The following is a 25,320-nucleotide window of genomic DNA, read 5'->3' as shown; positions in this document are numbered from 1 at the left end:
CGGCTGGTTACCCGGGGGCGACGGCCGTAGCCGCTGCCCGTGCCGCGGCCGGTAGGGCCGCGAGTACCCGCTCGATTGCCGTGCTGTCGTGCGCCGCGGTGAGGAACCAGGCCTCAAACACGCTCGGCGGTAGGGCCACCCCGTCGGCCAGCAGCGAGTGGAAGAACGGCGGGTAACGCCAGGCCTCCTGGCCCTGCACCTCGTCGTAGCCGCGCGGGGCATCCGCCACAAACCGCTCGCCAAACACAAAGCTGAACAGGCTGCCCGCCCGCTGTACGCGGTGGGCGACACCGGCCTCGGTGAGTGCGGCGCTCGTGGCCGTGGAGATGGTGTTGGCTGCGGCATCCACCGCGGCGTACACGGAGGCATCGGCGAGCCGCAGTGTGGCCAGGCCCGCCGCAACCGCGAGCGGGTTGCCCGAGAGCGTGCCCGCCTGGTACACCGGGCCGAGCGGGGCGAGGTGCTCCATCACGCGGGCGCTGCCGCCGAGCGCGGCCAGCGGCATCCCCCCACCCACGACCTTGCCGAAGGTGATGATATCGGGCACGTACGCGTGCTCGGGATGCGCTGCGTTTTCGAGGCCCCACCAGCCAGCCGGGCCCACGCGGAACCCGGTGAGTACCTCGTCCAGGATCAGCAGCGCGCCGTGTGTGTGCGCGGTCCCGGCCAGGAACGCGTTGAAGCCGGGTTCGGGCGGCAGCACCCCCATATTGGCGGCGGAAGCCTCGGTAATCACGGCCGCGATCTGCCCGCCGAACTCGGCAAACACAGATTCGACGGCCGCGCGGTCGTTGTAGGGCAGCACAATGGTCTGGGCCGCGGTGGCCGCCGTTACCCCGGCGGAACCCGGCAGGGCGAGTGTGGCCAACCCCGACCCGGCGGCGGCGAGCAGCCCATCCGAGTGGCCGTGGTAGTGGCCGGCAAACTTCACGAGTAGGTCGCGGCCGGTCACGCCGCGGGCCAGGCGGATCGCCGTCATGGTGGCCTCGGTGCCCGTCGAGACGAGACGCACCCGCTCGACGGGGCTGACCCCGCCCGCCGTCACGCGCTCCGAGATCACCTCGGCGAGCTCCGCCTCGGCCGCGGTGGGGGCACCAAAAGACAGGCCGCGGGCTGCGGCGCGCTGCACGGCAGCCACCACCTCGGGGTGGGCGTGGCCGAGGAGGGCCGGGCCCCAGGAGGCGACGAGATCCACGTATTCGGTGCCCTCGGCATCCGATACGTAGGGGCCGGTGGCCGACTCGATGAAGCGGGGCGCGCCGCCCACCGACCCGTAAGCGCGGACGGGGGAGTTCACCCCGCCCGGGATGTGGCGGGAGCTGCGCTCGAAGAGCTCGGAGTTGGTGGTCATGCGGTTTTTCCCTCGCGGATCCAGGCGGCCAATTCGACGGCCCAATAGGTGAGTACGGTGTCGGCCCCCGCACGCGTGATGCTCGTGACCGACTCCAGGATGGCCCGGTTGCGGTCAATCCAGCCCCGCGCGGCGGCGGCCTCGATCATGGCATACTCGCCGGACACCTGGTACGCCCACACCGGGAGGGGCGAGACGGCGGCAATATCGGCGAGCACATCCAGGTAACTGAGCGCGGGTTTGACCATGACGATATCGGCTCCCTCTGCGATATCGAGGCTGGCCTCGCGCATCCCCTCGCGGCGGTTGCCTGGGTCCATCTGGTAGGTGCGGCGGTCGCCCGTGAGCTGCGAATCGACGGCCTCCCGGAAGGGCCCGTAGAGGGCGGAGGCGTACTTGGCCGAGTAGGCGAGCAGGGCCACCTCGGGGTGCCCGGTCTGGTCGAGGGCGTCGCGGGTGGCGGCAACCTGGCCATCCATCATGCCGGAGAGGCCGAGGATCTGTGACCCGGCATCCGCCTGGGCCACGGCCATGTCTCGGTAGCGCTTCAGGGTGGCGTCATTGTCCACCCGGCCGTGCCGGTCGAGTACACCGCAGTGGCCGTGGTCGGTGAACTCGTCGAGACACAGGTCGGTCTGTACCGTGAGCGCGTCGCCGGCCTCCTCGACCGCGATGCGGGTGGCCGCGTTCAGGATGCCGTTCGGGTCGGTTGCCCCGCTGCCCACCGCGTCCCGGGTCTCGGGCACACCGAAAAGCATGATGCCGCCGATACCGGACTCGCACGCCTCGCTGACAGCCCGCCGAAAGCTGTCGGTGCTGTGCTGCACCACGCCGGGCATCGAGGAGATCGGCGTGGGCTCCGAGCGTCCCTCGCGCACAAACATCGGCAAAACCAGGTCTGCGCTGTGCAACCGGGTCTCGGCCACCTGGCGGCGCAGGGCCGGAGTGGCGCGGAGTCGGCGGGGACGAACGGTGGGGTTATCCGGCACGGTGGGTGGTTCTCCTTACGGGTTAGCTGGGGCGGGTGGAGGTGAGTAGCTGGGTGAGGGCGGTGAGCATCCCGGGCACACTCTGCTGCTTCGACACGGTGGATACGGGGATGCCGAGCTCGCGGCACGCGGTCGCCGAGGACTCCCCGATGCACACCACGAGCGTGTCGGGGTGCAGCGGCATGAGTTGGGCCGCAACCTGCTGTGCCACGCTGCGGCTCGTGACAAAGACGGTGTTCAGGAAGCCGCGGGTCACGGCGTTGAGGGTGGAGCCGGGCACCTCGACGGGCACCGTTTGGTATGCCTCGACGGTGGCCACGCGCATCCCGATCTTCGCCAGTTGCTCGCCCAGGTAGGCGGGGGAGAGCTGGGATTGCAGGAGCAACGCGCGCGCGCCCTCAGGTGTGGGCGGCCACTCGGTGACGAGGGCCTTTGCGGAGCTCTCCTCCTGCGGCACGAGGTGCACGGGGAAACCCGCGGTGTTGAGGGCGTCGGCCGTGGCCTGACCGACCGCGGCAACACTCGTGCCGGGGGCAAGACCGGAGGCGGCCGCCGCGATTGCGGGTACGGCACTTGCGCTCGCAACGACGAGCCAGTCGAAGCCGCCACTGCGCAGGGCCTGGATGGCCGCGTCGAGGCGTTCGGGGGTGCTCGTGGGGGCCGTGGCGATCAGAGGTACCACGAGCGGGGTGGCACCGTGTGCCTTGAGCTGTTCGCTCGCGACCCGGCCCCACTCGCCGCCGCGGGGCAGCAGGATGCGTCGGCCGTACAGGGACGCCTTGAGGCGGCGGGGTGCGGGGAGTTCTGGGGTCTCGGGGACTACTGTGTCCTCCGCGTCGGGGATGATGGTGTCCTCGGTGTCGGGGATGATCGTATCCGCAGCGTCCGGGATGGTCGGGATCTCCCGGGTATTCGCATCCAGGTCATCCGGGTCGCCACCCCCCTCGGCGGTCTCGACGCTACGCCGCACGGAGGCGAGGGGGTCAAACGAGTCAACCCTCCGGGGGGTCTGGGGGGAATCGGGCATGGGGTGGGTTACCTTCCGAGTGGGGCCAGGGTGGCGGCCCCGCGGTCGAGGAGCTCCCGCGCGATATCGCGGCCAAGCTCTTCGCTGCGCAGTAGGGCCTGGGCCGATAATACGCCGGGAAGCTCCCTGGTGACAGTGAGGGACTCCATCCCGTCGAGGGAATAGACCTGTGCCGTAACGCTGTGGCCCCGACCGCTTGCGGTGCTGGTTGCCAGGGTGGACACCCCGACGGGGGCCGCGCAGCCCGCCTCCAGGGCGTTGAGAACGGCCCGTTCGGCCGTAATTGAGTTGCGCGTGTGCGGATCGTCGAGGGCGGCGAGTGCCGCCGAGACGGGTGACCCCTCGCGGCTCTCCAGGGCGAGCGCGCCCTGGCCCGGCGCGGTGGGCCACTCGGCGAGGTCGATCAGCTGCGTGATGGCATCGGTGCGACCCAGTCGGCCGAGGCCAGCGGCGGCCAGCAGCACGGCATCCAGATCATCCTCGATGCGGCCGAGTCGGGTGTCGATGTTGCCACGGATATCGATCACCGTGAGGTCGGGCCGGGCCGCGTACAGCTGCGCGATGCGTCGCGGCGAACCCGTGCCCACGCGGGCACCTTCGGGTAACGAGTACAGCGTGAAACCGTCGCGGGCGCAGAGGGCGTCGCGCGCATCCGCCCGCAGCGGGATGCCGCTGATCTCCAGCCCCGGGCAGGGCGCGGTGGGCAGATCCTTGAGGGAGTGCACCACCAGGTCGCACTCGCCGCGCAGCAGGGCGTCGCGCAGGGCCGTGGCAAACACGCCCGTGCCGCCCAGGCTCGACAGTGATGCGCGGGTCACGTCCCCGTGCGTGGTGATGTGTACCAACTCAACGGGATGCCCGGTCAGCTCGGTGATGCGGTCGGCCACCTGCCTGCTCTGCGTGGTAGCGAGAGCGCTCGCGCGGGTGCCCAGCCGAAGCGGGGCACCCGGGGCAAGCGTCTCCGTGGCGGCGGTCACGCCGTTTGGGGTTGGATCGTGCGGGCACCCACCCGGTCGTGGTCGGGCCACGCCCCGAGGGCGGATACCGCGGCTCGGTCGGCCCAGGCCGCCTCGGTGGCGCGCTCGATCACGAGATCAACCAGGCCGGAGACAAACGCGGGGTGCGTGCCCGGTGTGGGCACGCGTACCGCGGCCAGGCCGTGCTCCCTGGCGGTCGCCATGGCCTCGGTGTCGAGATCCCAGATCACCTCCATGTGGTCGCTGACAAAGCCGAGCGGCACGATAATCACGGCCGTGTACTCCATCTCGGCGAGCTCGGCGATGGCCTCGTTGATGTCGGGCTCCAGCCAGGGCTGGCTCGGCGGGCCGCTGCGTGACTGGTAGACGAGCGACCACGGGATACCGGGGGCCGCCTCCTCCGACAGGTACCCGGCCACGGCGCGGTGCTGCGCCACGTAGGCACCGCCCGGGCCAAATTCGGGGCCGGAGGCGAGCGCAGCGGAGTCCGGGATGGAGTGCGTCGAGAAAAGCACGTGGATGCGGCTGGCCGCGCCCTCGTCTGTGAGCAGGGCCACGGCATCCCGAATCCCCTCGACAAACGGGGTAACGAAACCGGGGTGGTCAAAATATTCGCGGATGCGGTCAATCGATACCTCATCGCTCAGACCGGTCTCGTCGAGGCAGCGCACGAAGTCTTCGCGGTACTGATCGACGCCTGAGTACGACGTGTAGGCGCTCGTAACGAGCGCCAGCAGTCGGCGGTGGCCGTGCGCGTGGGCCTCGGTCACTGCCTCGGCAAAGTAGGGGGACCAGTTGCGGTTGGCCCAGTACACCGGCAGGTCGATGCCGCGGGCGGCCAACTCGGCCTCCAGCGCGGCCCGGAGCTGGCGGTTCTGCTCGTTGAGGGGGCTCACCCCGTTATGGGCGCGGTAATGGTGGGCGACCTCCTCCAACCGCTCCTCCGGGACCCCGGTGCCGCGGGTCACGTTTTTGAGGAACGGGATCACGTCCTCCTGGCCCTCTGGGCCACCAAAACTTGAGAGCAGGATGCCGTCATAGGCGTTCAGGCTCACTGCAAGACCTCGACGAGTTCGACGGTCTCAATGCGGCGCCCGGTGAAGAAGGGCACCTCCTCGCGCACGTGGCGGCGGGCTTCGGTGTCGCGCAGGGCGCGCATCAGGTCAACCAGGCTGACCAGGTTGTCGGATTCGAGCGGCAGCAGCCACTCGTAGTCGCCGAGCGCGAACGAGGCGACGGTGTTCGCGACGACATCGCGGAATGCGGCCCCCTTGCGGCCGTGGTCGGCGAGCATTGCGCGGCGCTCCTCCTCGGGCAGGATGTACCAGTCGTACGAGCGCACAAACGGGTAGATGGTGAGCCACTGGCGGGCCTCCTCGCCGCGCAGGAAGCCGGGTACGTGTGAGCGGTTGAATTCCGCATCGCGATGCACCCCCATCGCGTTCCAGGTGGGCAGGAGCGAGGAGAGCAGGGCGCTGCGGCGCAGTTCGCGCAGACCCCACTGGAGGCCCTCGGCGGTGTCCCCGTGCATCCAGATCATCACGTCGGCGTCGGAGCGCAGGCCGCTCACGTCGTAGAAGCCACGGATCGTGATGCCCTCGTCGGTGAGCGCCCCCACGATGTCGTCAAGCTGGCTGACGACGCGGGGAACGTCGCTGTTATCGAAGACAACCTCGTGAGCAGGGTTGCGGCGGAGCACCGAGAACAGGGTGAATCCGCTCGGACCGGTCTCCGGGGCTGTGGTGGCGTCGGCTGAGGGTGATGCGTCGTTCATGATTCCATTCCTTCAGGGGTATCGAATGATTTACAGACTCGTTCGGCTTCGTCAAGTGAGCCCGGGATGACCGAGGCGAGCCCGGTTCCGGTCGCCCACGAGCCGGTGACGCCCAGCCCGGGGTAGTGCGGGAGCCGGGTGCGCACGCTGCGCACCGAGGCGGGGGTCACCGGGTACTGGGTCCAGGTGACGGTGTCGTAGTCGATCAGGTCTGCGGGGGTGAGCGGGACGCCCATCAGGATGCTCGCGTCGTGCAACGCCACCGAGGGGTCGCCCGCGCTCGTCACCAGGCCGCTGCGCTCGGGTATGGTCTCCTCCCGGTACGACACGCGGATGACGTGCACGCCGGGGGTGAGCCGCTCGGCCACCCAGGCCCACTTAGCCGATACGTGGGTGAGGGCCTTAGCGGCGACCAGGCCGTGAGTCTCGCCCAGCAGTATCCCGGTGCCGCGCGGGGCGGAGTCGAGGGCGTGGGAGCGCACCACAACGGTGTCGATGCGGGTGGCGGTGGGCTGGGCCGTGCGTGGTACGAGCTCGCTGTGCACCCCCGCGAGCAGTGTGGCCGCCGCGCGGGGCGGGGTGGCCACGATCACGGTGGCCGCGGTGATGGTGTCGTCGATGACCCAGCCAGTCCCGCCCTCAGCGGGGCTCAGCCGCACGGCCTCGTGGTCGGTGCGCAGTTCGACGCCGAGTGCGCTTAGCTCGCGCACCAGGGCGCTCACGATCTCGTAGTTGCCGCCGATCACGCCGCGCACGGCGGACCCGGGCTCGGCCTGGGCGGTGAGGGCCGCGACGGCCCGGGTGAGCGAGCCCGTGCGGTGCAACTCGGCGCGCAGACTCGGCGCGACGGCGTCAACCGCGAGCGTGTCGGGGTCGGCCGAGTAGACGCCGCCCACCACGGGTCGCACGAGCCGGTCGAGCGTGGCGCTGCCGAGTCGGGTGCGCACAAGCTGGCCGAGGCTCACCGCGTTGAATGAGGGGTCGGGTTTGCGGATGCGGTCGGTTGCGGCGCGCAGGGCCGCCGGTAGGCCGATCACCCGGCGAACATCCGCTGCGAGTGGGTGGCCCGGGATGCCCAGCAGGCCCGTCTTGGGCAGCGGGGCCGCGCGCCGCCGACCCGAGGCATCCGCGCTGAACAGCCAGGCCCCGGCCTGGTGCGGGGCGACAATCTGGTCACCGAGCCCGATGCTCGCGAGGAAGGGCGGTACCTGTGTGCTGCGGGTGGCGAAGCTCTCGGCCCCAGCATCCAACTCAATGCCGCCGAGGGTGTGCCGCGAGACGATGCCGCCGAGGGTTGGTCCGGCCTCCAGGAGGAGCACGGAGTGGCCCGCTCGGGCGCAGTGGAGAGCGGCCGTGAGGCCGCCGAGGCCGCCGCCAATAACGACGGTGGTGAACTGATGTCCGCTGGACACGGGTAGGGCTCGACTCTCGGTGGTGATGGTTTAGCGGTGTGGTGTGGCCGACGCGGCGGCTGGCCCGCTCACGTCGATTGAGTGGACGAGTTCGACCAGGCGCGTGAGCACGGTGGGGTCGGTCTCGGGCGGAACGCCGTGACCCAGGTTGGCCACATGCGCCCGGGCGCTGCGGCCGCGGCTGAGCACGTCTCGGGTGGCCGCCTCCAGCTGAGCCCAGGGGGCGGTGAGGAGGGCGGGGTCGATGTTGCCCTGCAGCGTCACGTCGTTGCCGAGTAGTGCGTGGGCCTCGTCGAGGGGGGTGCGGTAATCGACGCCCACGGCATCCACCTGCCGACTGTCGGTGCCCATGGTGCGGAACGACGGCAACATTCCGGCCCCCACGAGGCCAAAGTGTACGAGCGGTACGGTGCGGGTCTCACCACCGGCCGAGTAGGTCACCCCGTGCACCCGGCTGAGCGCCGCGGCGGATGCCGGGGCCACGTAGCGCAGGTAGTCGGCGCGCGACAGTGACCCGGCCCACGAGTCGAAGAGCTGTGCGGCGCTCGCTCCCGCGGCGATCTGCGCGGCCAGGAACTGCCCGGTGAGCTCGGAGGTGTAGTCCATCAGCGCGCGCCAGGCCTCCGGGTCGGCGTGCATGAGGGTGCGCGCCCGAATGTGGTCCTTGGAGGGGCCGCCCTCCACGAGGTAGGCGGCGAGGGTAAAGGGGGCACCGGCGAAACCAATCAGGGGCGTACCACCCAACTCGGCAACCGTGCGGGCCACCCCCTCTGCCACGGGTGCGAGGGCCGCCGGGTCGAGGCGGGGCAGGGCGGCCACGTCGGCCGCGCTGCGAACGGGATGCTCAAACACCGGCCCGCGTCCGGGCACGATCTCCACGGCAACCCCCGCGAGCTTTAGCGGCACCACTATGTCGCTAAAGAAAATTCCGGCATCCACCCCGTGTCGCCGCACCGGCTGGAGCGTGATCTCGCTGCTCAGTTCGGGATCGAGGCAGGCATCCAGCATCCGCACGCCCACGCGCAGATCGCGGTACTCGGGCAGCGAGCGGCCCGCCTGCCGCATGAACCAGACGGGGGTGACCTCCTGACGCACGCCCTGGTAGGCCCGGACCAGGCGGGACTCCGCGGTGGCCCCGGTAACGAGAGGATGCTTCTGGTCAAGTGTGATGGCGCTGGCCGAATGCATATGAGCAATTGTGTCAGACCCGCCGGGATGCTGCTGAATCGAGGGGTTGCGAGGGGGTTGCGGGGGAATCTGTGGGTGGTGTCGCGGGGGATCGAGTGAGTTGTGTGTGGTGAAGCTCCCCCGCATACGCGGGGCGTTGAGTTTTTCCTCCGCCTAAACAAAAAGAAATGCGGCTGACCACCCGATGATCGAGTGTCGTACCTCGATGTTATTTTACCGTCACGCCCAGCCTTCGTCGAGCGACCACAAGAGTTGTGCATTAATTATTTTGATGCTAAATCTTGAAAAAATTCTAAAGATAAATAAATGGTTGAAATGGAGACGACTGATGGACAAATTTGAACTTTCCTTCGCTGTATCAGATGCAATTCAGAACAACCGGCGATGGGGCCATTCTCACGTGATGGCCGCGTTTCCCCCTGGTCTGGGGGTCAATCCGAGGGCCCAGCTTAAGCTGTTGTGGCACCTCGACGCTAACACCCGCCTGATGACTGTGCAGTCCGAGACCGCGGCCAAAACCCCCGAACTGCTGGGTGCTCGGGTGGGCAGCGTCGCCCAGGTCGGCGCGGAGGCGGGTGCTGAGTTGACACTCAGGATCACACTGAGCTGTCAGAAGACGCCTCCGTCGCAGGTACCTGACGTGCTGAGGCCGCTTCTGAAGCAGGGTCCGGATGCAAAGTCGTACCGGTCTCGAATGGTGATCGTCCCTCCCGTGGAGAGGAGCGTCTGGGCTGCCAAACGACTCGCCGCTATCGGGTTCGAAGCGACGAGCGTTCAGCTGAGCGATGTGTACTTTGCGTCGCTGGGGGTGCACGGGAAGGCGATCCCCGCGGTGGATCTCGTCTCGTTTGGTGTTGTCCGCGACGCAGACCGTTTCGCGGAGGCTCGGCGCGAGGGGGTGGGCAAAGGGAAAAACTATGGCTTGGGGCTGATCCGAATCGAAGCGTCGGCCTAGACCTGAGGCCCATCATGACCGGTGTGCGCCGCATCCCGTTACACCTCTAAACAGTTGCACAGAAAGAGAAACACATGACCTCGAAGCTAAAAATGTTGTCCGCGAGCACCTCATCGACCCGACCGTTGCGGGCCTGGCCAGTGAGACCGTCTTCCAACCGCTGGGCGGGCCGAACACCCCCGTTGCCCCGCCCACGTATGCACGCCAGAAAGGCGACGACAGTAAGGCACCAAACTACGCAATGTCGCAGAACGCTTTTGTGCCCAAGCGTGATGCTGACGGCTGGTACACCCAGATAGAGCACAACAACGAGGGGACCCCGCGAACTGCCATGCGGGTGCTGCTTGATAGTTGGGGGTCGCAGAGCGGGCGTGCAGAGACCGCGATCTGGAATAACCAGGATCGGCTCGGGATCACCGTTCCCGCCCTGGTCGTCTCGGGTATTCCGGAGGGAAAACAGCCCGAGTTGTTTGACAACGCCACGTTGGATGAGCAATTTATGGCGGCCCTGAATGTGAACGTTTCCACCTGGGAGCTGTCCCATCGTCATGTGGACGGCTGGATCCGTTTTGCGACCGAGGATGGGACGACGCAGGTCTGGCAGTCGGAGGACCCCGACTCGCTCAAGGCGCTGATTTGTTCCGCAAGCGCGCAGCGGGCAGAGACGCTTTTTAAGTATTTTCCCAACTCGGCAATCTATGGCTTCTGGTTGTCCTCCGGAAGCGCGATGCGCCACAAGCTTCCCCGGGCATACTCCTCCGAAATCGTTGGATATGGTGCCCGAGAAGTTGTTGCCGGGGCAACAAAACTGGATGCCGCGGGCGGGGCCTCGAAGCAGTCACGGGCCGAAAATGTTCGTAATGCGTTGACGGTGCTTGCGCCCGGTAAGAGGGGCGGGAAAGAGCCTTCAACGTTCGGTCTTGGCCAGGTGCCAAGCCAGCCCGAGGTGCGGGGATTCATGTGTGAGACCATACTTCAGCAGTCGAGTATTTCCTTTGCCGTGCTCCGCTCGCTTCGCTTTGATAACGAGGAACGTCGAGTTGCGGCTCTTACCGTGCTTGTGCTTCTCGCGATGGCGGGGCATGCCCTCGCGCAGGAAGAAACCTTTTTGCGGAGCGAGTGTGCTCTTGTGGCCGAGGAAACCCGGTGGGGATGGAAGCGGCAGGGGAGCGGGGCCACTCCTGAGGCCGTGGAGATTGACGGCGTTAACGACATCGCAGAGGCGTTGCGTGAGGCCCTCTCCGACGCAGAGAAGGTGGGCCTCTCGTTTGCCGCACCGATTCGGCTGAATTTTTCCGAGGCGCAGCAGAAACTGATTGCGGAACGGGTGGAGGCCGAGGTCACGAAGCAGGAAACGTCAGAATGATCTGCGTAGAGATCGAATTTTACCGTCCCGCGTTTCATGGGCTCGTCAGTGGGGGGCGGCCCGAATGGCCACCCTCCCCGGTGCGGTTGCTCGGCGCGCTCAAAAGCGGGGCACACGCGATTGTGGAACCCGGCTTAGAGCAACGGGCTCACGCGCTGCTTGACCGTATCGTGACTGCGCCGCATCCGGTCATTGAGGCACCCCTCGCCTACGATCTTGACATCCCTGATTCATACCAAGATTGGACCTGGGTTCCAGACCGCGTCACTGACAAAACCGCGGGTGCATCTCTCGGTCTTTCGTGCTTTGCGATGGATAGCTCAAACCGAACCCCGAAACCCCAGGGTGCGCTCGCGCTTTCGGGAACCGCTCTTCGATACTTCATCACGGTTGATGTCGACCAGGCGGATCTGGCCGTATTGCAGTCGGTCGCTCAGCAGGTTCCCTACTTTGGCCGATCCCAGGACCCGGCGTGCGTGTGTGTGTACGAGAGCGATGAGGCTCGTTATCTGTCTTCGGGTGAAGCCCACGATGGCGACAAAACCAGGGTGGTGTGGTATCCGACACCTCATGATCGCGGAAAATCTCGAGGGTGGCAATCGAACACCATCCGCTGGATGGATCTCAACTATGAGCGGGTTTTTTCGGACGATGACAGCATAAACTTTCTTCCGCCACTGCCTCCGGATGGTTACACCCAGCCTGTGGTTTACGCGCCGACACGTGCGGGCGGAGTGGGGCAAGACGCGACCGTGATCCCGTTTGAGCGCGGTCTCGAACACCAGAGAATTCCGTCGGTCATCGGCGAACTCAATCGGCTCCTGACCGGGTCCGGGTGGAGGGTCATCCCGCTGACCGTGAGTGCTCAGGCACACGCCGATGGGCGGTGTGTGGGGGTCGCACTGACACCCACACCGTCGCCCGGTGCGGGCGCAGAGGAGCCGCCGCAGACTCAGGGTGAACGCATCGCAGCGATAGCGGACTGGTGTACCGAACACCAGAAACACTTTCGCGGTCAGGCTGTGGGCCAGCCGAAGGCCCTTCACCCTCATCGGTTGCGGCCACACGCTCGACACTGGGCCTCAACGACTCCGATGCGGGCTTTTCCTGACGTGAGAGTACTCGCCTACGAAACGGAGCGAGAAATCTTTGAGCGCTACGGTGTGAAAGCTCGGGTCACGGAGGCCTCGACCGAACCGGTGAAACGCTGGCAACACGTATTGTCAAACGGCTCCTACCCCGACGGTTACCGGCAGTGGTGGGTCCGTATCGAGTGCGAAGAGAAGGTTTCCGGCCCACTCCTACTCGGCGCCTCAACGAGTGAGGGCTTTGGGGTATTCCAGCCGGCTCAGGGTGAAGAGGAGTAGGTGAGCGACATGAATAAGAGTGAGAATTTTCCACAATTTGATGAATTCTTCCGCGCGTTACACGGTGGCACGGAACCGTATCTGTGGCAACAAGAGCTGGCTGTCGAAATCGCGACGGAACAATCATGGCCCGGGCAGGTCGCTATTCCTACCGGGCTGGGAAAAACGAGCACGGTGGCTTTGGCCGTGTACGAGTTGGCGCGTGATTGTTATCAGGGAGGGCCACGAACTGCTCCACAACGAATATTTCACGTCGTAGACCGCCGCACGGTGATTGACTCGACCGCGCTCTACATGAAGAGAATCGCTGACTGCATCAACCAGGCAACCGCGGGTCCACTGCTGCCCGTAAAAATGGCTCTGGACACGTTGGTGGGTCCCGGCGATAACCAGACGGTCGTCGTCGCGCGAGTTCATGGCGAGAGTCCAGACGATTATGCGTGGATGCGATCAAGCGGTTGTGTTCTGGTGTCTCTCACCGCCCACCAATTTGTGTCACGGCTCCTATTGCGTGGTTTTGGAGTGGGTACAAAGGTTCGTTCTATTGCGGCGGGACTGTGCGGCATCGATCGGCTTGTCCTGTTTGACGAACCTCACCTGTCGGTGCAGAGCGTTTCGACAATTCTCGACACGGAGCGCCTGCAACGGGAGGCCCCTCACGATCTCGGGCTACCGCACGCACGTACCGTGCTGCTGGGTGCGACTCTTCCGTCGACACTCGACGAGTTGGACAGAAGGACCTTCGAGCTCACGGACGAGCAGCAGAAGGATCCGGCTGTCACGAAGCGGGTACAGGCCACACGGGAACTCTCTCCCGTGTGGTGTACGGGAACCGATAGCGGAATTGAGAAGGAGCTCATCGCTCAGGCCCAGGCCGCCTGGAGTCGGGGTGCAGAACGCGTCGTGGTGTTTGCGAACACTGTGGACGTGGCCCAGGGTGTTTATCGCGCGCTGGTCGGTACGGCAAAAAATGTGCCGGGTGCCCAGTCCCGCATCGAGTTGGTCACGTCGAGGTTCCGTCCGATGGATCGTCTGGATCGAAAAGACGGGAACTCCCCGAATAAGGACGCTGATACGGCCATCCCGGAGGGGCCGCTCACCGTTGTGGCAACGCAAACGTTGGAGGTTGGTGTAGACGTCACATTTGACGCGCTGGTCACCGAGTCTTGCTCGTGGAGTGCGCTCGTACAGAGATGTGGGCGGCTGAACCGCGACGGTTCTGCCGCGTCTGCGCAGGGGGTGGTTGTCTGTGGGTGGGACTCGGCGCACGCACAACCCATCCTTCGCAAAGCGACGGGTCTCGTGTATGGGGAGGAGCCGGTCGAGAGGTTAATCTCTTTGCTTCACGTTCTTGATGCCGAGTCTGCTGGGAGTCCGATTGATTGGAGTGTTGCGGGGCTGAAACGGATTCAGGCACGAGACGGTTTTGATGCCTCAACCTTGCAGTGCGTTCCTCCTCGCGTCGGTACCGTGCACCGAGCGATGCTTCCCCTTCTTGCCCAGACCAATCCCACACCGAATCCCGACGTTCCACTGAACGCGTTGATAGCGGGACCGGATGCGCGACCGACACATGAGATCAGCATCCTGTGGCGCCATGACTACGAGGCTGTTGACGTTGTGGGGCCGCGGCTTCGGCCCCACAACGCGGAACAGGTCTCGATTACTCGGGCTGCCTTTGCTGCGTTCCTCTTCCAGAAGCCAAAACTGTCTGGGGGCATGACGGATGTGGACGGGTTGGCGCTGTCTGAGCCGGTCAATGACGTGGCACCGCAGGATCGTCCAGTGGTTTCCCTCGAGCGAATCCGTGTGTGGGATGGTGAGAACATCTGCTGGTGTAAGCCCACAAAATGGTCAGAAGTGTTGCGGGCACCAAAGGTCATTCTTCCGCACGATGCGGGTGGGTATACGCAGGAACTGGGCTGGACGGGGAAACCCGAGACCGTGCCGGTATCGGATATGGCGGTGACGGGCGGCTTGGCGCACATCCGCAGGATCGCAGGGAACTCCCGGTACGGCGAGCAGCGGGTTGATGTGGTATTCAGCGAATATACGCTCGGTGAGATGATCCTTGATGCGCCCTATGGCGAGAGCGTTCGAGGGTCAGCGATTCTCTGCCGAGAGGAGTGTGAGGAGCTGAGCGGACGAGCGCCCGACGATGATGTAGATCTGGAACCGCTCAAGAACTCAGTGGCTGCGGTGATCCGCACCTGGCTGACATCACAAGGATTGGCACCTGAGGGCTGGGCGATTGCGGTTGATGCGGCTGCGAGTCCGTACCCCATCGCGGTGGCTCAGGTCAGGAAGGTTGCGATGGGGAACGTCGCCGGAGACTGCAGCCTGGAGTCGCACCAGAGGCAGGTTGCGCAGTGGAGCCGGGGTGATGGGCGGGCCGCTGGACTTTCGGAATCTCTGGTCGAACAGGTTGGATTTGCCGGACTCCATCATGATGATGGCAAAATGCGTCCCGAATTCCAGGCGTTTTTGCGCCGGAAAGACGGCGAGTCCTTCCTGGCTAAGTCTGACCCCGGGCAGCCGCGTAGTAAGAAGCGGCGGAGGTTGGACTGGATGAATGCGGGCCTGGAACAGGGGTGGCGGCATGAAGCTGTCACCACCCTGGCGGCTCTGATTCTGGAACGCCACCTTATCGGCTCTCACCACGGGTGGTTCCGTCCGATTCTTCAGCCGATTCCAGGAGCCCCCGCAGTGGCTGAAGGGATTCCCTACCCCGACCCCCTTGCGCACGCTGATGACTTTGCGTTCCCTAACGCGCACTACGGAGTGTGGGGCCTCGCCTACCTGGAGGCTGTGCTGCGTTTGGCTGATTGGCGGGCTTCGGCAACTCCCCAGAACGTCGCTGAATCGGACGAGTGGACGCGTTCGGGGAGACCTCGCGTTACTGACCCCGGAAACGCGACCATCACAGTGGCAGAGTCGATTGTCTTCGCCGGGCTCAGCACGCATCCGGTTACCGGCTGGTTCGCCGTGATGGGCCTGCTTTCCACCTCGGAACGGCTGTTGAAAGGACACGCAAGCGTACGCTGGGAACCGTTGGAGGGGGCGGAGGGTGGTGCGCCGCTGGTACCTGTGCTTCGCACGACGTTCTCGGCGCATGACCTCGTGCACGCAGCGTTTTCTTCTGACATGTGGGATGACGCGCAGAGGATTCTTGAACAACACGGAGTGAGCAAACTGGGAATCAAAAACCAGAAGCTTTCCCCCGCGCACCAACTGCGTCCTCTTCTGCTTGCCGCCGAGGAAGAGGAAAACAGCCTACTGCTGGGGTTGGTGAACGATCTTGAGCGGGCGGATGCCAGCGGGAAGGTTCCTCTCTCGATTCCAGCGATTGCCAACAACGCCTCATACTCTGAGGCAGCTCTGTTACGAATCACCCCATCGAGTCGCGATCAAGCTGCGGAGGCTGCGGTCAGTGCGCTCTTTTCCCCCAACGCCGGATTTGCGTATGAGCAATGTGACGGCGGCATGGACCGTTTCGAAACGGTGAACCCGGCCGTAAACGGTTTGAGCCGTAAAGGTGGCCGTGCCAGCCGGAACGCTCTCGCTCCACTTGTCCTGGTCGGAATTGCCGCGTTTGGCAGCGGTTTCTTGAAGGGAGTTGGCATTTCGCAGAATGGAGGTGCCCTTCAGCTTCCGTTTCCCACAGTCCCTCTCCGCAAGGAGGAAATGCGAGCGCTGGTGTACCTCGGCAGCGGGCCCAAGAAGTGGGATTGGGATGGTAGCGGCTTGGAGTGGGTGTATGAAGTAAAACGAGAGCGCCCCACACAATATGATCATTACTGGAAGGGCGCGCTATACCGTCGGGGGAGTGATGGTAAATCGGCCAATCTCCCATAAGAATGCCTGATCAGTATCCGCTCCGCGTACGCGGAGGTAGACCGGAATAGCAGGCGGTTGCCGTTGGCAAGCTCGAATCCGCTCCGCGTACGCGGAGGTAGACCCACGGTCCGCTGCTGCTGGAATTTCGCGATGGTATCCGCTCCGCGTACGCGGAGGTAGACCTCTTCTCGCCCGCCGGTAAATGGGTTGCGGCAGATCCGCTCCGCGTACGCGGAGGTAGACCGTATGGCCTCCGCTATCAGCAGCTCTTTTAGTGATCCGCTCCGCGTACGCGGAGGTAGACCCTGGCCGGGGTTTTCCGGCTTGGTGAATGGGGGATCCGCTCCGCGTACGCGGAGGTAGACCGGGCGGGTTCAACCTCTGGCTCCCGGGGGTGACGATCCGCTCCGCGTACGCGGAGGTAGACCCATCTGACGCACCCCAAGGAAACAGAGCAGGACATCCGCTCCGCGTACGCGGAGGTAGACCCGTAACCATCACCAACCCCGGTGACCCCACCGAATCCGCTCCGCGTACGCGGAGGTAGACCCGACGTTTCCGCCGTCGGCTTACCGGTCACCGGATCCGCTCCGCGTACGCGGAGGTAGACCGAATCTGGCGGTGTTGTAGCGGCTGATCCACCTATCCGCTCCGCGTACGCGGAGGTAGACCCAGTCCACAAAGGTGTTCCGGGCACCCGTGAGGATCCGCTCCGCGTACGCGGAGGTAGACCGAGCCGCCCGTCCAGCTCAAGCGCCGTTTGCGAATCCGCTCCGCGTACGCGGAGGTAGACCGCAAGGCAGCCACCACGGCAAACCTTCACCTACATCCGCTCCGCGTACGCGGAGGTAGACCCTGTGCGCCAGACGATGCCCAGCCCAGCACCCCATCCGCTCCGCGTACGCGGAGGTAGACCCCGATTCAGACCGCGATGCCTTCAGTGCGTCCAATCCGCTCCGCGTACGCGGAGGTAGACCCGTGTCGGGTCGAGTGGGGATGGTGCGCGTACTATCCGCTCCGCGTACGCGGAGGTAGACCCGAGCACCCCAGCCCTAAGCACTTGCCCGCAGTATCCGCTCCGCGTACGCGGAGGTAGACCGCCGTGGCAGATTCCGGTGCCGATCCTACGTCGATCCGCTCCGCGTACGCGGAGGTAGACCGTGGCTGATGCCATTCAGAAGATCGGGTCGATGATCCGCTCCGCGTACGCGGAGGTAGACCCGGCTACGGCTACGGCAACGGCGACGGATCCGCTCCGCGTACGCGGAGGTAGACCCTCGAACCAAAAGCTGACTACGTGGACACTTTCATCCGCTCCGCGTACGCGGAGGTAGACCTCGGGCTGAGCAGCTGATCGGACTGGCAGATGCATCCGCTCCGCGTACGCGGAGGTAGACCTAGCTCTGGTATACGCCTGGTTTGGCCTGGGTTTAGTTCCGTACTTTCAACAAGGATAGGAACACCATGGCAAACAAATATGAACCAGAATTCCGTGAACGCGCGCTGCGTATGCTCACCGAAGCGCTCCCCGAGCATACGAGCCTCAACGCAGCCAGCAACCAGGTCGGCAAGCTCCTCGGTGTCTCACCAGACACGCTGCGTATCTGGCATCGTCAAACGCTGATCGATACTGGCCAAAAACCCGGCGTGACCACTGATATGAACGAGGAGAACCGGCGACTGCGCCGCGAAGTCGCTGAACTCAAGAAAGCAAACGAAGTCTTGCGAGCTGCGAGCATATTTTTCGCCAAGGAACTCGACCCCCCACGAACGAAATGATCCAATTCATCGATACCTATCGTGATCGTTTCGGGGTTGAGTTCCTGTGCCGTGTGCTGGGCTCGGCAATTCGTGTTTCTGACGTCCCGAGGATATCGGGCAGCGAAACACAGACTCCCGTCGGTCAGGAAACTACGCGACGAGATTCTCGTCACCGAGATCCGTCAACTCCACAAACAGCACTACAGCGTCTACGGGCGCCGCAAGATGCACGCCCTCCTCACCAGAGCAGGGTGGGTCATCGGACGCGACCAAACCGAGCGTCTGATGAAAATCGCCGGAGTGCGTGGAGTACGTCGTTCGAAGAGAGCCTTCACAACAACGAGTGACGTCAGGGATCAGCTGCCGGGTGATCTCGTCGAACGCCAGTTCGTGGCCGACGGGCCAATGAAGTTGTTGGTGTGTGACATCACTTACGTTGCTACGTGGGCTGGGTTCGCATACACCGCGTTCATTATTGATGTCTTTGATCGTAAGATCGTTGGCTGGAACGTTGCCTCAACACTGAAAGCTGAGATACTGCCGCTGCAGGCGCTTGAGATGGCGGCCTGGCAATCAGGTGGAACGCTCGACGGGGCCGTGCATCACAGCGACCACGGATCGAACTACATGTCGATGGTCTACTCCAACCGCGTCAGAGAACTGGGGGCGATTCCTTCAACGGGGACCGTAGGTGACAGCTACGATAATGCCCTGGCCGAGTCAGTGAACGCGCTCTACAAAGCAGAACTCATCCGCAGGCGTGGCCCCTGGAAAACAGTTGAGGAAGTCGAACTCGCCACCCTGGAGTATGTGTGGTGGTGGAACAATGAGCGCCTCCACGGCGAGCTAGGCAGGCGAACCCCGGTCGAGGTTGAGACGGCGTACTATGCTGAGGCGCAGTCACTCGTGACAACCGTCGAGTGATGAACAAAATAGTCGGAACTAAACCCAGGCCAAACCATTCGCAAGCGCGGGCCTTGGCGGACGGCCCCGGAAGTCGAACTCGCGACGCTTGAGTACGTGTGGTGGTGGAATAACCAACGCCTCCATGAAGCTCTCGAGTACCGTACCCCGGTCGAGGTCGAGACGGCGTACTACGCTGAGAATCGTCAACCCGTGATCACGCGGGTGTGACGGAACCCGATGCCGGAACCACACCCAGAGCGCATCAGTCCATATCGGAGAACGTCACGGTGCCGCCGTTCAAATGAGGTCTTAATTCTGGCTACCGTGTCGTCAATGGTGACGGGGCGTCCGCCCCAGAACCCATGCAGGACGCAACGGGGTTGCGGTTTCTTCTTTACTATTACAGCGATCGTCACGGGAACGTTGGGGGATGCTCTTGAAGTTCGGGTATGGCCCGTAAGCGTTTGCTATCCAGCAGGTCCCGCCACACGTCTGCGGCTTGTTTTGCGTCCCAGGTGTCGGTTGTGACGAGCGTTCCCGTTCCGTAAGGGGCGGTTGTCGCCCCGTCAACGGTTTCTAACTGTCGCGACACTCGATCAGATACCCAGGACACGTAGCCCCACGAGGGTAGACCTGATGTTCGTGTCCGGGAGATGCGTTCATGTCGAAGGTCCAGCAGCGGGTGGTCTGTGAAGGCGAGGTGCTCCGGTTGCCAAATCCGGGCAAAGCTCCTCACAAGCACCTCCGCGTGCTCCCGCGCTGGAACGGTAAACCCATCCCCCTCAAACGATAGAACAATTCTCGAAGCCACAGTGGAGGCGTAGGGAGACACCGACACGTTGAATTGGCCAAGATCGTTAACTATGGAATTTGGGACTTGAAAGTTTCCCAACTCAAAGCTAGGGATGTAGCCTCCGCCTTCGACGGGTTCGCCAACGTCATCCAGGACCGGCGAGGCGAGGACGTGAGTACGGATCGCGTCCTCATTGCTCACGTCGATTGGATTTGTGTAATCCACTTTCCACGGGCCACTGAGCGGTTCCCCGAGTGATTTCAGAACTTCGAACGAGGCCTTGATCCTCGCCACCGTGTCGTCTACGGTTACGGGGCGTCCGCCCCAGAACCCGTGAAGGAAATACTCATGCTGCGTGTTCACATTGCCGCTTTCTTCTCAAATTGCACAGTACCGGACACCACTGACTATTCAGAGACATAGACAGAAACGAAGTCTCCAAGGTTCGCCTTGACGAAGGCCGCTTGGGCGAGCTTGGCGACTTCAGGGTCCTTGAAGTACCACTCAAGTAGACCCCCGGTGCCTTTCATCGTGTCCCATTGCCGCTGAGCTTGGACAGCCATTTCTTCCATAATCGTTCGCCGGCGTTCTTTATGTGCGGAGTGACGGCAATAGCTCATACTCTGCCTCGACGGAGACAAACGCCGTTTTCAGATCGTCGGTGCCGATACGAGCTTCGTCAATCAGCAGCCCGGCAACACCTTCGACAGCAAATACCTGCCCTAGCAACAGACTTGGGCGACCATCAATCTGTGTTTTGAGTACTCGTTCTAAGGGTTCGAACGATGAGAACGAGAATTCGGGCGACGCGCTCAGAAAATAGTAGTCTCCTAAAACTTCTATAGTTCCCGTCCTCGGCTCGTCTGTGCCGATAACCTTAAAATCGATTGCGGGCGGCCAGTCAAAACCTGGGTTGGCATACAACGACATGAGTTGTTTCTCCTAACAGTTGTGCGGGAAACGTGCTTGATGGTGGCAAGTTGCCGAGGTAAGGCGGGAGACGCTCGGTGTTGTACATATCACGCACTTCTTTAAAGAAATGTTGGAGGATATTCCTGTATTTTGGGCGCGGTACGCAACCGTTTCGTATCCAACAACAGCTGCCACACGTCCGCCGCCTGTTCCGCTTCCCAAGTATCCGTGACGATCAATGTCCCTGTTCCGTAACGGAAAGTTGCAGCCCCCTCAACGCTTTCTAGCTGTCTTGATACCTGATCAGAAACCCATGAAACATAACCCCACGAAGGCAACCCCGATGCCCTTGACCGCGTGACCCGCTCGCGGCGCAGAGCTAACAATTTGTCATCGGTGAAGGCAAAATTCTCCGGTCGCCAGATCCGCGCGAAACTTTTCACTAGCTCCTCCGCATTTTGACACGCTGGGACGGTAAAATTGTCCCCCTCAAATGTTAAAGAAACGCTCGCCGTCATCAAGCTCTGATTTTTAAAGGGCGACAACCAAATATTGAACTTTCCTAGATCGGTAACGACCGAATTTGGTACCTGCCAGTCCCCGAGCTGGAAACCTGGTCCGTAGCCGTCCTCAGGGGAAGGCATTCCCTCATCGTCTTTGAATGGAGAGCCAAGTATGTGCGCGCGTAATGCTTTTTCATCGGTAACGTCGATAGGGTCTTTATAGTTAACTTGCCATGGGCCGCGGAGCGGTGCTCCCAGTAGCTGTAGCGCTTCGAAAGAAGCTTTGATGTTCGCCGCAGCATCCTCGACTGACATGGCGCGCGCGCCGGCAGTACCTTGAAGCGTGTAGTTCCGGTGGCTATTCACTGCTGCCTCCATCTTTCATGAATGACTGTGGAGAATGACCTCTACTTAACAACATAAATTGAGACCCTTTCTAGACCGCCAGCTTGCTCAAAGAAGGACCTCGCGAGGTCGGCCACCTCGGGATTTGTGAAGTACCATTCAAGCACCCCTCCGCTATCTCCCATCCCCGCCCACTGCCTTCTGGCTTGAACGGCCATGTCCGCAAGAATCGCATCCAACCGTGGCTTTGGGAACCATGGTTGCTGCATGAACGAATAGTCACCCTTGAACTCCTGATACACCTCGATGGGCGGGTCTCCACGGTGGGTGAAGTTGTCGAACGCGACCGATTTCCCCGTTGCGGGGGACTCAACGTAGTACTCAATCACTTTACCGTTCTCGCTCGGCAGGATGCCGGAGAGTTCGACTTGATTAGGCATTCCGGCTGAGTTCTGGTCTCGCGGACTTTCTCCCCATGCTCCTGGACCGCCGTCGCTGTCTCCCAAGTTTGGTCGAAGGGGGTGTTCACGTCCGCCGGGGTTGCTCGTGTCGGGTACGAGGTCGGGACGTTCTGGTTCAGCACCCCAGTCACCATCGTCATCGCCCCAGTCACCATCGTCATCGCCACGGTCGCCACTGCCGTTGCCGTCCCCATCGCTGGGGCCGTCGCCTGAGCCGCTATTGCCTCCCGGCCCGCCATGACCACCAGGGTTACTGTCAGTTGGCCCACCGCTGTCCGGGCTGGGTGGGTCACTGTCAGGCAGCGGACGCGTCCCGTCGTCAGCCCCAGGGCGCTCGGACGGTGCCTGGGGAGCAGTATCCGTCGGATGCGTCCCGCCAGGCTGCCCGGGCGGTGTGTCAGCGGGGCGGTCCACCGGCGCAGGAGTGTCGGGTTCTGTCGGGCGCGCAGGGACCGGGGACTCATAGTGCGGCCCCGGGCCACCTGTCGGGTGCGATGCCACAGGTCCAGGTGTGTGCGGGGCCGCAGGGGCAAGTGACGCCCCTGGCGTCTCGGGGAGGTGCCCAACCGCTACCGGCTCCGCAACGTCCAGACCCGGGGTCTTCCCCGCCACTGGTGCCTCGTCGGGGAAGTCGAACTTGGGCGGGGTGAAGAACTCGGGAAGCTTCCCCGCGAGGTCACCGGTTTTCGTTTCCGCACCGACAATAATCCCGTCAAGCTTTGACCCGATCGTTGTCCCTCTAAGAATTGCAGATAACCCTTTGGGTCCGGGGATGAAGATTGTTGCGACGTTGAAGATTGTTGTCCCGGCAGCCTCGGCCGGGTTGTCGGCCCACTGGTCCCACCCGACCATGCCCTTGGCCATACCAATAGTGTTTTGTGCGGCACCTTTCCACAGGTCTTGGAACCCGCCAGGTATGAGTGCGGGAATGTAGCTTGCGGGTTGTGTCACCAACAGGAGGCTGCCGACGCCCGTGGCGAGGCCTCCCCACGCGTTGCCGTAGGACTCTCCTTGCCACCAGTCCCCGGACTGCGGGTTGTACCCCACCACGAGACCACCGAGGCCGTGGAGCCCGTCACGGGCACCCGTGCCCACACCGTGCCAGACTCCTTCACCGCAGTTACGGCTCTCTTGAACCCGGTGACCCCACGGCAGGTCCACAGTGTTCTCGCCATCCTGCTTCAACTGCCACGCTTTCACCGCCTCGACCCTGTCCACGACAGTGTCACGCTGCGCGTTGATAGTGTTCGCGCACTCCGCTTCAAACGCGGACAGTTTCGCGTACTGATCAGCGACCCGGTCCAGGAGCTTATTGTTGCGGTCGACGTGTTCGGAGGACTCTTTCCAGTCCACTGTGATCTCAATGATGCCCCCGGTGCGCCGCACCGTCTCCCCGGCCGCCTGCAACGCCTTCACCTGTGAGGCGATCGGGTCAACAATGCCACCCTCACCACCTGTGCCGCTCCCACCAGTACTGCCGCCACCGTCGGGGACACGCCACTCGTACTTCTTCGTTTCTGACGGGATTACCCACACACCGTTGTCTATCTCGGTCCGAAAGCTTTCCGCATCCGTCCGGATGGTTTCAAACTCTTTCTTCAACGTCGCAATGTTTGTCGCGTAGTCATACAACGCGGACGCGACCTTATCGAGCTTCCCCGCGAGAGTATTCGTACTGCGAACCGCGGGCCGCATCGCCCCATACATAACATCCGCGGACGGTGCGACAAACACGGCAGGGAGAACCTGCCAATTCGTTTCGACGTCTGTGGCATCCGTGCGGATGTTCTTCGCCGTGGAGGAGAGAGTATCCGCGGCAGCGTTCACGTTGTCGGGGAGGAGATCTTTCCCCGGGATCTGCGAGGGAATGATGCGACCGTCAGCGGTGGTGTCGGGGTAGAAATCAAGCACCGGCATCCCCCTGGAACACGGTCATATCGCCTGTCTTCGCGGCCTGCTCGGTGCCCGCGATCATGTTCGACGCGATCTCTTCGTTACCCATCTCAATCGCGAGACGCGCTGCTGCCGTTGCGGAGAGTCCAGCGTTGAAACGGTTCATCAGGGCGGTGACACGGGCGTTTTGATCTTCGAGGAACCCCGCGTACGCACCGGCGACGATACCGTCGAACCCGGCACCGGTCTGCAACGGCTCTAACGCGTCATTCACCGTACTCAGATCGGTACCCAGGGTTTGAGCGGCGGTTTGCGTGTTCGTGAGGACCGTGTTCACACCGGGACTATCCAACTGCCAACCGTTCATTCGGGGAGGCCTTTCACTACTGTGACACCATTGGTGAGTTCCGCTAAGGCGTAGGCGACGACGAGACCGCGTGTGATCGCGTCGAACGGGATGTATCCTTCCGTCCAGAATCCGCAGGTGGCCGGAATCGGCGTGGCCGGTTCCAACACGCGGGTGACATCACGGAGGGTATCGACGCGCTTAGCTCGCGCCAGCGTGAGCACCAAGGCGTCGTCCATATCGGAGAACGTCACGGTGCCGCCGTTCAAATGAGGTCTTAATTCTGGCTACCGTGTCGTCAATGGTGACGGGGCGTCCGCCCCAGAACCCATGCAGGACGCAACGGGGTTGCGGTTTCTTCTTTACTATTACAGCGATCGTCACGGGAACGTTGGGGGATGCTCTTGAAGTTCGGGTATGGCCCGTAAGCGTTTGCTATCCAGCAGGTCCCGCCACACGTCTGCGGCCTGTTCTGCGTCCCAGGTGTCGGTTGTGACGAGCGTTCCTGATCCAAACCGGACGGTTGTTGCCCCGTCAACGGTTTCTAACTGTCGCGACACTCGATCAGATACCCAAGTCACGTAGCCCCAGGAGGGTAGGCCTGCTGTCCGTGTCCGTGACATGCGTTCCCTGCGAAATTTGAGGAGCGAGAGGTCGGTGAACGCAAGATACTCCGGTTGCCAAATCTGCGCGAAACTCTTCACGAGCAGCTCCGCAGACTCCCTCGCCAGAACGGTGAGCCCATCGCCTTTGAACGACAAGATAATACTCGACGACACGGTGGAGGCATACGGAGAAACCGATACGTTGAACTGGCCTAGGTCCCTCACCACGGTGTGGGGCAGCGAGTAGTTTCCTAGCTCAAAGCTCGGGACGTAGCCCCCGCCTTCGACAGCCTCACCGACGTCATCCAGGAGTGGTGACGAGATGACATGGGCGCGCAACGCATCCTCATCGGCCACATCGATTGGCTCCGTATAGTTCACTTTCCACGGGCCGCTGAGTGGTGCTCCGAGTGATTGCAGTACCTCGAAAGACCCCTTGATCCTCGCCACCGTGTCCTCAACGGTGACGGGGCGTCCACCCCAGAAGCCGTGCAGAACATACTCAAGCTGCGTGTTCATCCTTGCTACTTTCTTCTCGAGTTTCACAGTACC

At 63.2% G+C, this 25,320-nt stretch carries 23 protein-coding genes and 1 CRISPR repeat array; of the genes, 7 read left to right on the top strand and 16 right to left on the bottom strand.

The features are described from left to right. Positions 1-7: 7 nt before the first annotated feature. From hemL to hemE, 8 genes are read right to left on the bottom strand one after another with little or no spacing between them, the layout of a single operon-like run. The gene (hemL, locus tag FB466_RS03940; protein WP_141916022.1) at positions 8-1,351 is read right to left on the bottom strand and encodes a glutamate-1-semialdehyde 2,1-aminomutase; all 1,344 of its coding nucleotides are present in this window, start codon (positions 1,349-1,351) and stop codon (positions 8-10) included. Further along, positions 1,348-2,340 carry a porphobilinogen synthase gene (gene hemB, locus FB466_RS03935; RefSeq protein WP_141916020.1) on the bottom strand — a complete coding sequence of 331 codons (993 nt, stop codon included), beginning with the start codon at positions 2,338-2,340 and terminating at the stop codon, positions 1,348-1,350. Before hemB ends, hemL begins: the two co-directional genes overlap by 4 nt. A gap of 22 nt (positions 2,341-2,362) precedes the next feature. Next, positions 2,363-3,367, bottom strand: coding sequence for a uroporphyrinogen-III synthase (locus FB466_RS03930; protein ID WP_141916019.1), 1,005 nt, complete (start codon positions 3,365-3,367; stop codon positions 2,363-2,365). 8 nt (positions 3,368-3,375) lie between these two features. Continuing rightward, positions 3,376-4,344 (bottom strand): hydroxymethylbilane synthase, encoded by a 969-nt coding sequence (gene hemC / locus FB466_RS03925; protein WP_141916017.1) that lies wholly within the window; start codon positions 4,342-4,344, stop codon positions 3,376-3,378. Continuing rightward, positions 4,341-5,399 (bottom strand): ferrochelatase, encoded by a 1,059-nt coding sequence (locus FB466_RS03920; RefSeq protein ID WP_141916016.1) that lies wholly within the window; start codon positions 5,397-5,399, stop codon positions 4,341-4,343. Before FB466_RS03920 ends, hemC begins: the two co-directional genes overlap by 4 nt. Then, positions 5,396-6,118 carry a hydrogen peroxide-dependent heme synthase gene (hemQ, locus tag FB466_RS03915; protein WP_141916014.1) on the bottom strand — a complete coding sequence of 241 codons (723 nt, stop codon included), beginning with the start codon at positions 6,116-6,118 and terminating at the stop codon, positions 5,396-5,398. Before hemQ ends, FB466_RS03920 begins: the two co-directional genes overlap by 4 nt. Beyond that, positions 6,115-7,530 (bottom strand): protoporphyrinogen/coproporphyrinogen oxidase, encoded by a 1,416-nt coding sequence (locus FB466_RS03910; protein ID WP_170206013.1) that lies wholly within the window; start codon positions 7,528-7,530, stop codon positions 6,115-6,117. Before FB466_RS03910 ends, hemQ begins: the two co-directional genes overlap by 4 nt. A 30-nt stretch (positions 7,531-7,560) precedes the next feature. Then, a complete protein-coding gene (gene hemE / locus FB466_RS03905; protein WP_141916010.1) occupies positions 7,561-8,718 on the bottom strand; it encodes a uroporphyrinogen decarboxylase in 1,158 nt (385 codons plus the stop codon). Positions 8,719-8,902: 184 nt separating this feature from the next. On the opposite strand from hemE, the gene FB466_RS03900 reads away from it, so the two are divergent. The 7 genes from FB466_RS03900 (at position 8,903) to FB466_RS03875 (ending at position 19,138) form a co-directional block, all read left to right on the top strand. Next, on the top strand, positions 8,903-9,673 hold the full coding sequence (locus tag FB466_RS03900) for a type I-E CRISPR-associated protein Cas6/Cse3/CasE (RefSeq protein ID WP_141916009.1): 771 nt from the start codon (positions 8,903-8,905) through the stop codon (positions 9,671-9,673). A gap of 112 nt (positions 9,674-9,785) precedes the next feature. Further along, the gene (locus FB466_RS03895) at positions 9,786-11,039 is read left to right on the top strand and encodes a type I-G CRISPR-associated protein Cas7 (protein ID WP_141916007.1); all 1,254 of its coding nucleotides are present in this window, start codon (positions 9,786-9,788) and stop codon (positions 11,037-11,039) included. Beyond that, a complete protein-coding gene (gene csb2 / locus FB466_RS03890; protein ID WP_141916005.1) occupies positions 11,036-12,406 on the top strand; it encodes a type I-G CRISPR-associated protein Csb2 in 1,371 nt (456 codons plus the stop codon). The genes FB466_RS03895 and csb2 overlap by 4 nt, the downstream gene beginning before the upstream one ends. Before the next feature lie 9 nt (positions 12,407-12,415). After that, positions 12,416-16,261: a type I-G CRISPR-associated helicase/endonuclease Cas3g gene (cas3g, locus tag FB466_RS03885; protein WP_170206011.1), complete on the top strand. Its 3,846-nt coding sequence runs from the start codon at positions 12,416-12,418 to the stop codon at positions 16,259-16,261. Positions 16,262-16,276: 15 nt separating this feature from the next. Then, positions 16,277-17,641: a CRISPR direct-repeat array (repeat unit 28 nt; unit sequence ATCCGCTCCGCGTACGCGGAGGTAGACC). A gap of 66 nt (positions 17,642-17,707) precedes the next feature. Next, a complete protein-coding gene (locus tag FB466_RS13865) occupies positions 17,708-18,022 on the top strand; it encodes a transposase (protein WP_281285147.1) in 315 nt (104 codons plus the stop codon). 21 nt (positions 18,023-18,043) lie between these two features. Then, a complete protein-coding gene (locus FB466_RS03880) occupies positions 18,044-18,928 on the top strand; it encodes an IS3 family transposase (protein ID WP_342777444.1) in 885 nt (294 codons plus the stop codon). A 36-nt stretch (positions 18,929-18,964) separates the two neighbouring features. Next, a complete protein-coding gene (locus FB466_RS03875; protein ID WP_141916808.1) occupies positions 18,965-19,138 on the top strand; it encodes an IS3 family transposase in 174 nt (57 codons plus the stop codon). Between the two features lie 184 nt (positions 19,139-19,322). On the opposite strand, the gene FB466_RS03870 is transcribed toward FB466_RS03875, so the two are convergent. From FB466_RS03870 to FB466_RS03840, 8 genes are all read right to left on the bottom strand, one after another. Beyond that, a complete protein-coding gene (locus FB466_RS03870; RefSeq protein ID WP_141916002.1) occupies positions 19,323-20,066 on the bottom strand; it encodes a hypothetical protein in 744 nt (247 codons plus the stop codon). A gap of 44 nt (positions 20,067-20,110) precedes the next feature. Then, a complete protein-coding gene (locus FB466_RS13595) occupies positions 20,111-20,266 on the bottom strand; it encodes a hypothetical protein (RefSeq protein ID WP_211344746.1) in 156 nt (51 codons plus the stop codon). 28 nt (positions 20,267-20,294) lie between these two features. Beyond that, the gene (locus tag FB466_RS03865; protein WP_141916000.1) at positions 20,295-20,633 is read right to left on the bottom strand and encodes a hypothetical protein; all 339 of its coding nucleotides are present in this window, start codon (positions 20,631-20,633) and stop codon (positions 20,295-20,297) included. Positions 20,634-20,734: 101 nt separating this feature from the next. Beyond that, positions 20,735-21,484, bottom strand: coding sequence for a hypothetical protein (locus FB466_RS03860; protein WP_141915999.1), 750 nt, complete (start codon positions 21,482-21,484; stop codon positions 20,735-20,737). A gap of 41 nt (positions 21,485-21,525) precedes the next feature. Next, positions 21,526-23,835: a hypothetical protein gene (locus tag FB466_RS03855; protein WP_141915997.1), complete on the bottom strand. Its 2,310-nt coding sequence runs from the start codon at positions 23,833-23,835 to the stop codon at positions 21,526-21,528. Continuing rightward, the gene (locus FB466_RS03850; RefSeq protein ID WP_141915990.1) at positions 23,828-24,184 is read right to left on the bottom strand and encodes a DUF6507 family protein; all 357 of its coding nucleotides are present in this window, start codon (positions 24,182-24,184) and stop codon (positions 23,828-23,830) included. The genes FB466_RS03855 and FB466_RS03850 overlap by 8 nt, the downstream gene beginning before the upstream one ends. Continuing rightward, entirely contained in the window at positions 24,181-24,417 is a 237-nt protein-coding gene (locus tag FB466_RS03845) for a hypothetical protein (protein ID WP_141915995.1), read from the bottom strand. Before FB466_RS03845 ends, FB466_RS03850 begins: the two co-directional genes overlap by 4 nt. A gap of 126 nt (positions 24,418-24,543) precedes the next feature. Beyond that, positions 24,544-25,287, bottom strand: a complete 744-nt coding sequence (locus tag FB466_RS03840) for a hypothetical protein (protein ID WP_141915993.1) — start codon at positions 25,285-25,287, stop codon at positions 24,544-24,546. Between the last annotated feature and the right edge of the window lie 33 nt (positions 25,288-25,320).

It is taken from the genome of Klugiella xanthotipulae (assembly GCF_006716695.1).
GTDB classification, from domain to species: Bacteria; Actinomycetota; Actinomycetes; order Actinomycetales; family Microbacteriaceae; genus Klugiella; species Klugiella xanthotipulae.
This window is presented reverse-complemented; position numbering and strand designations above follow the sequence as displayed.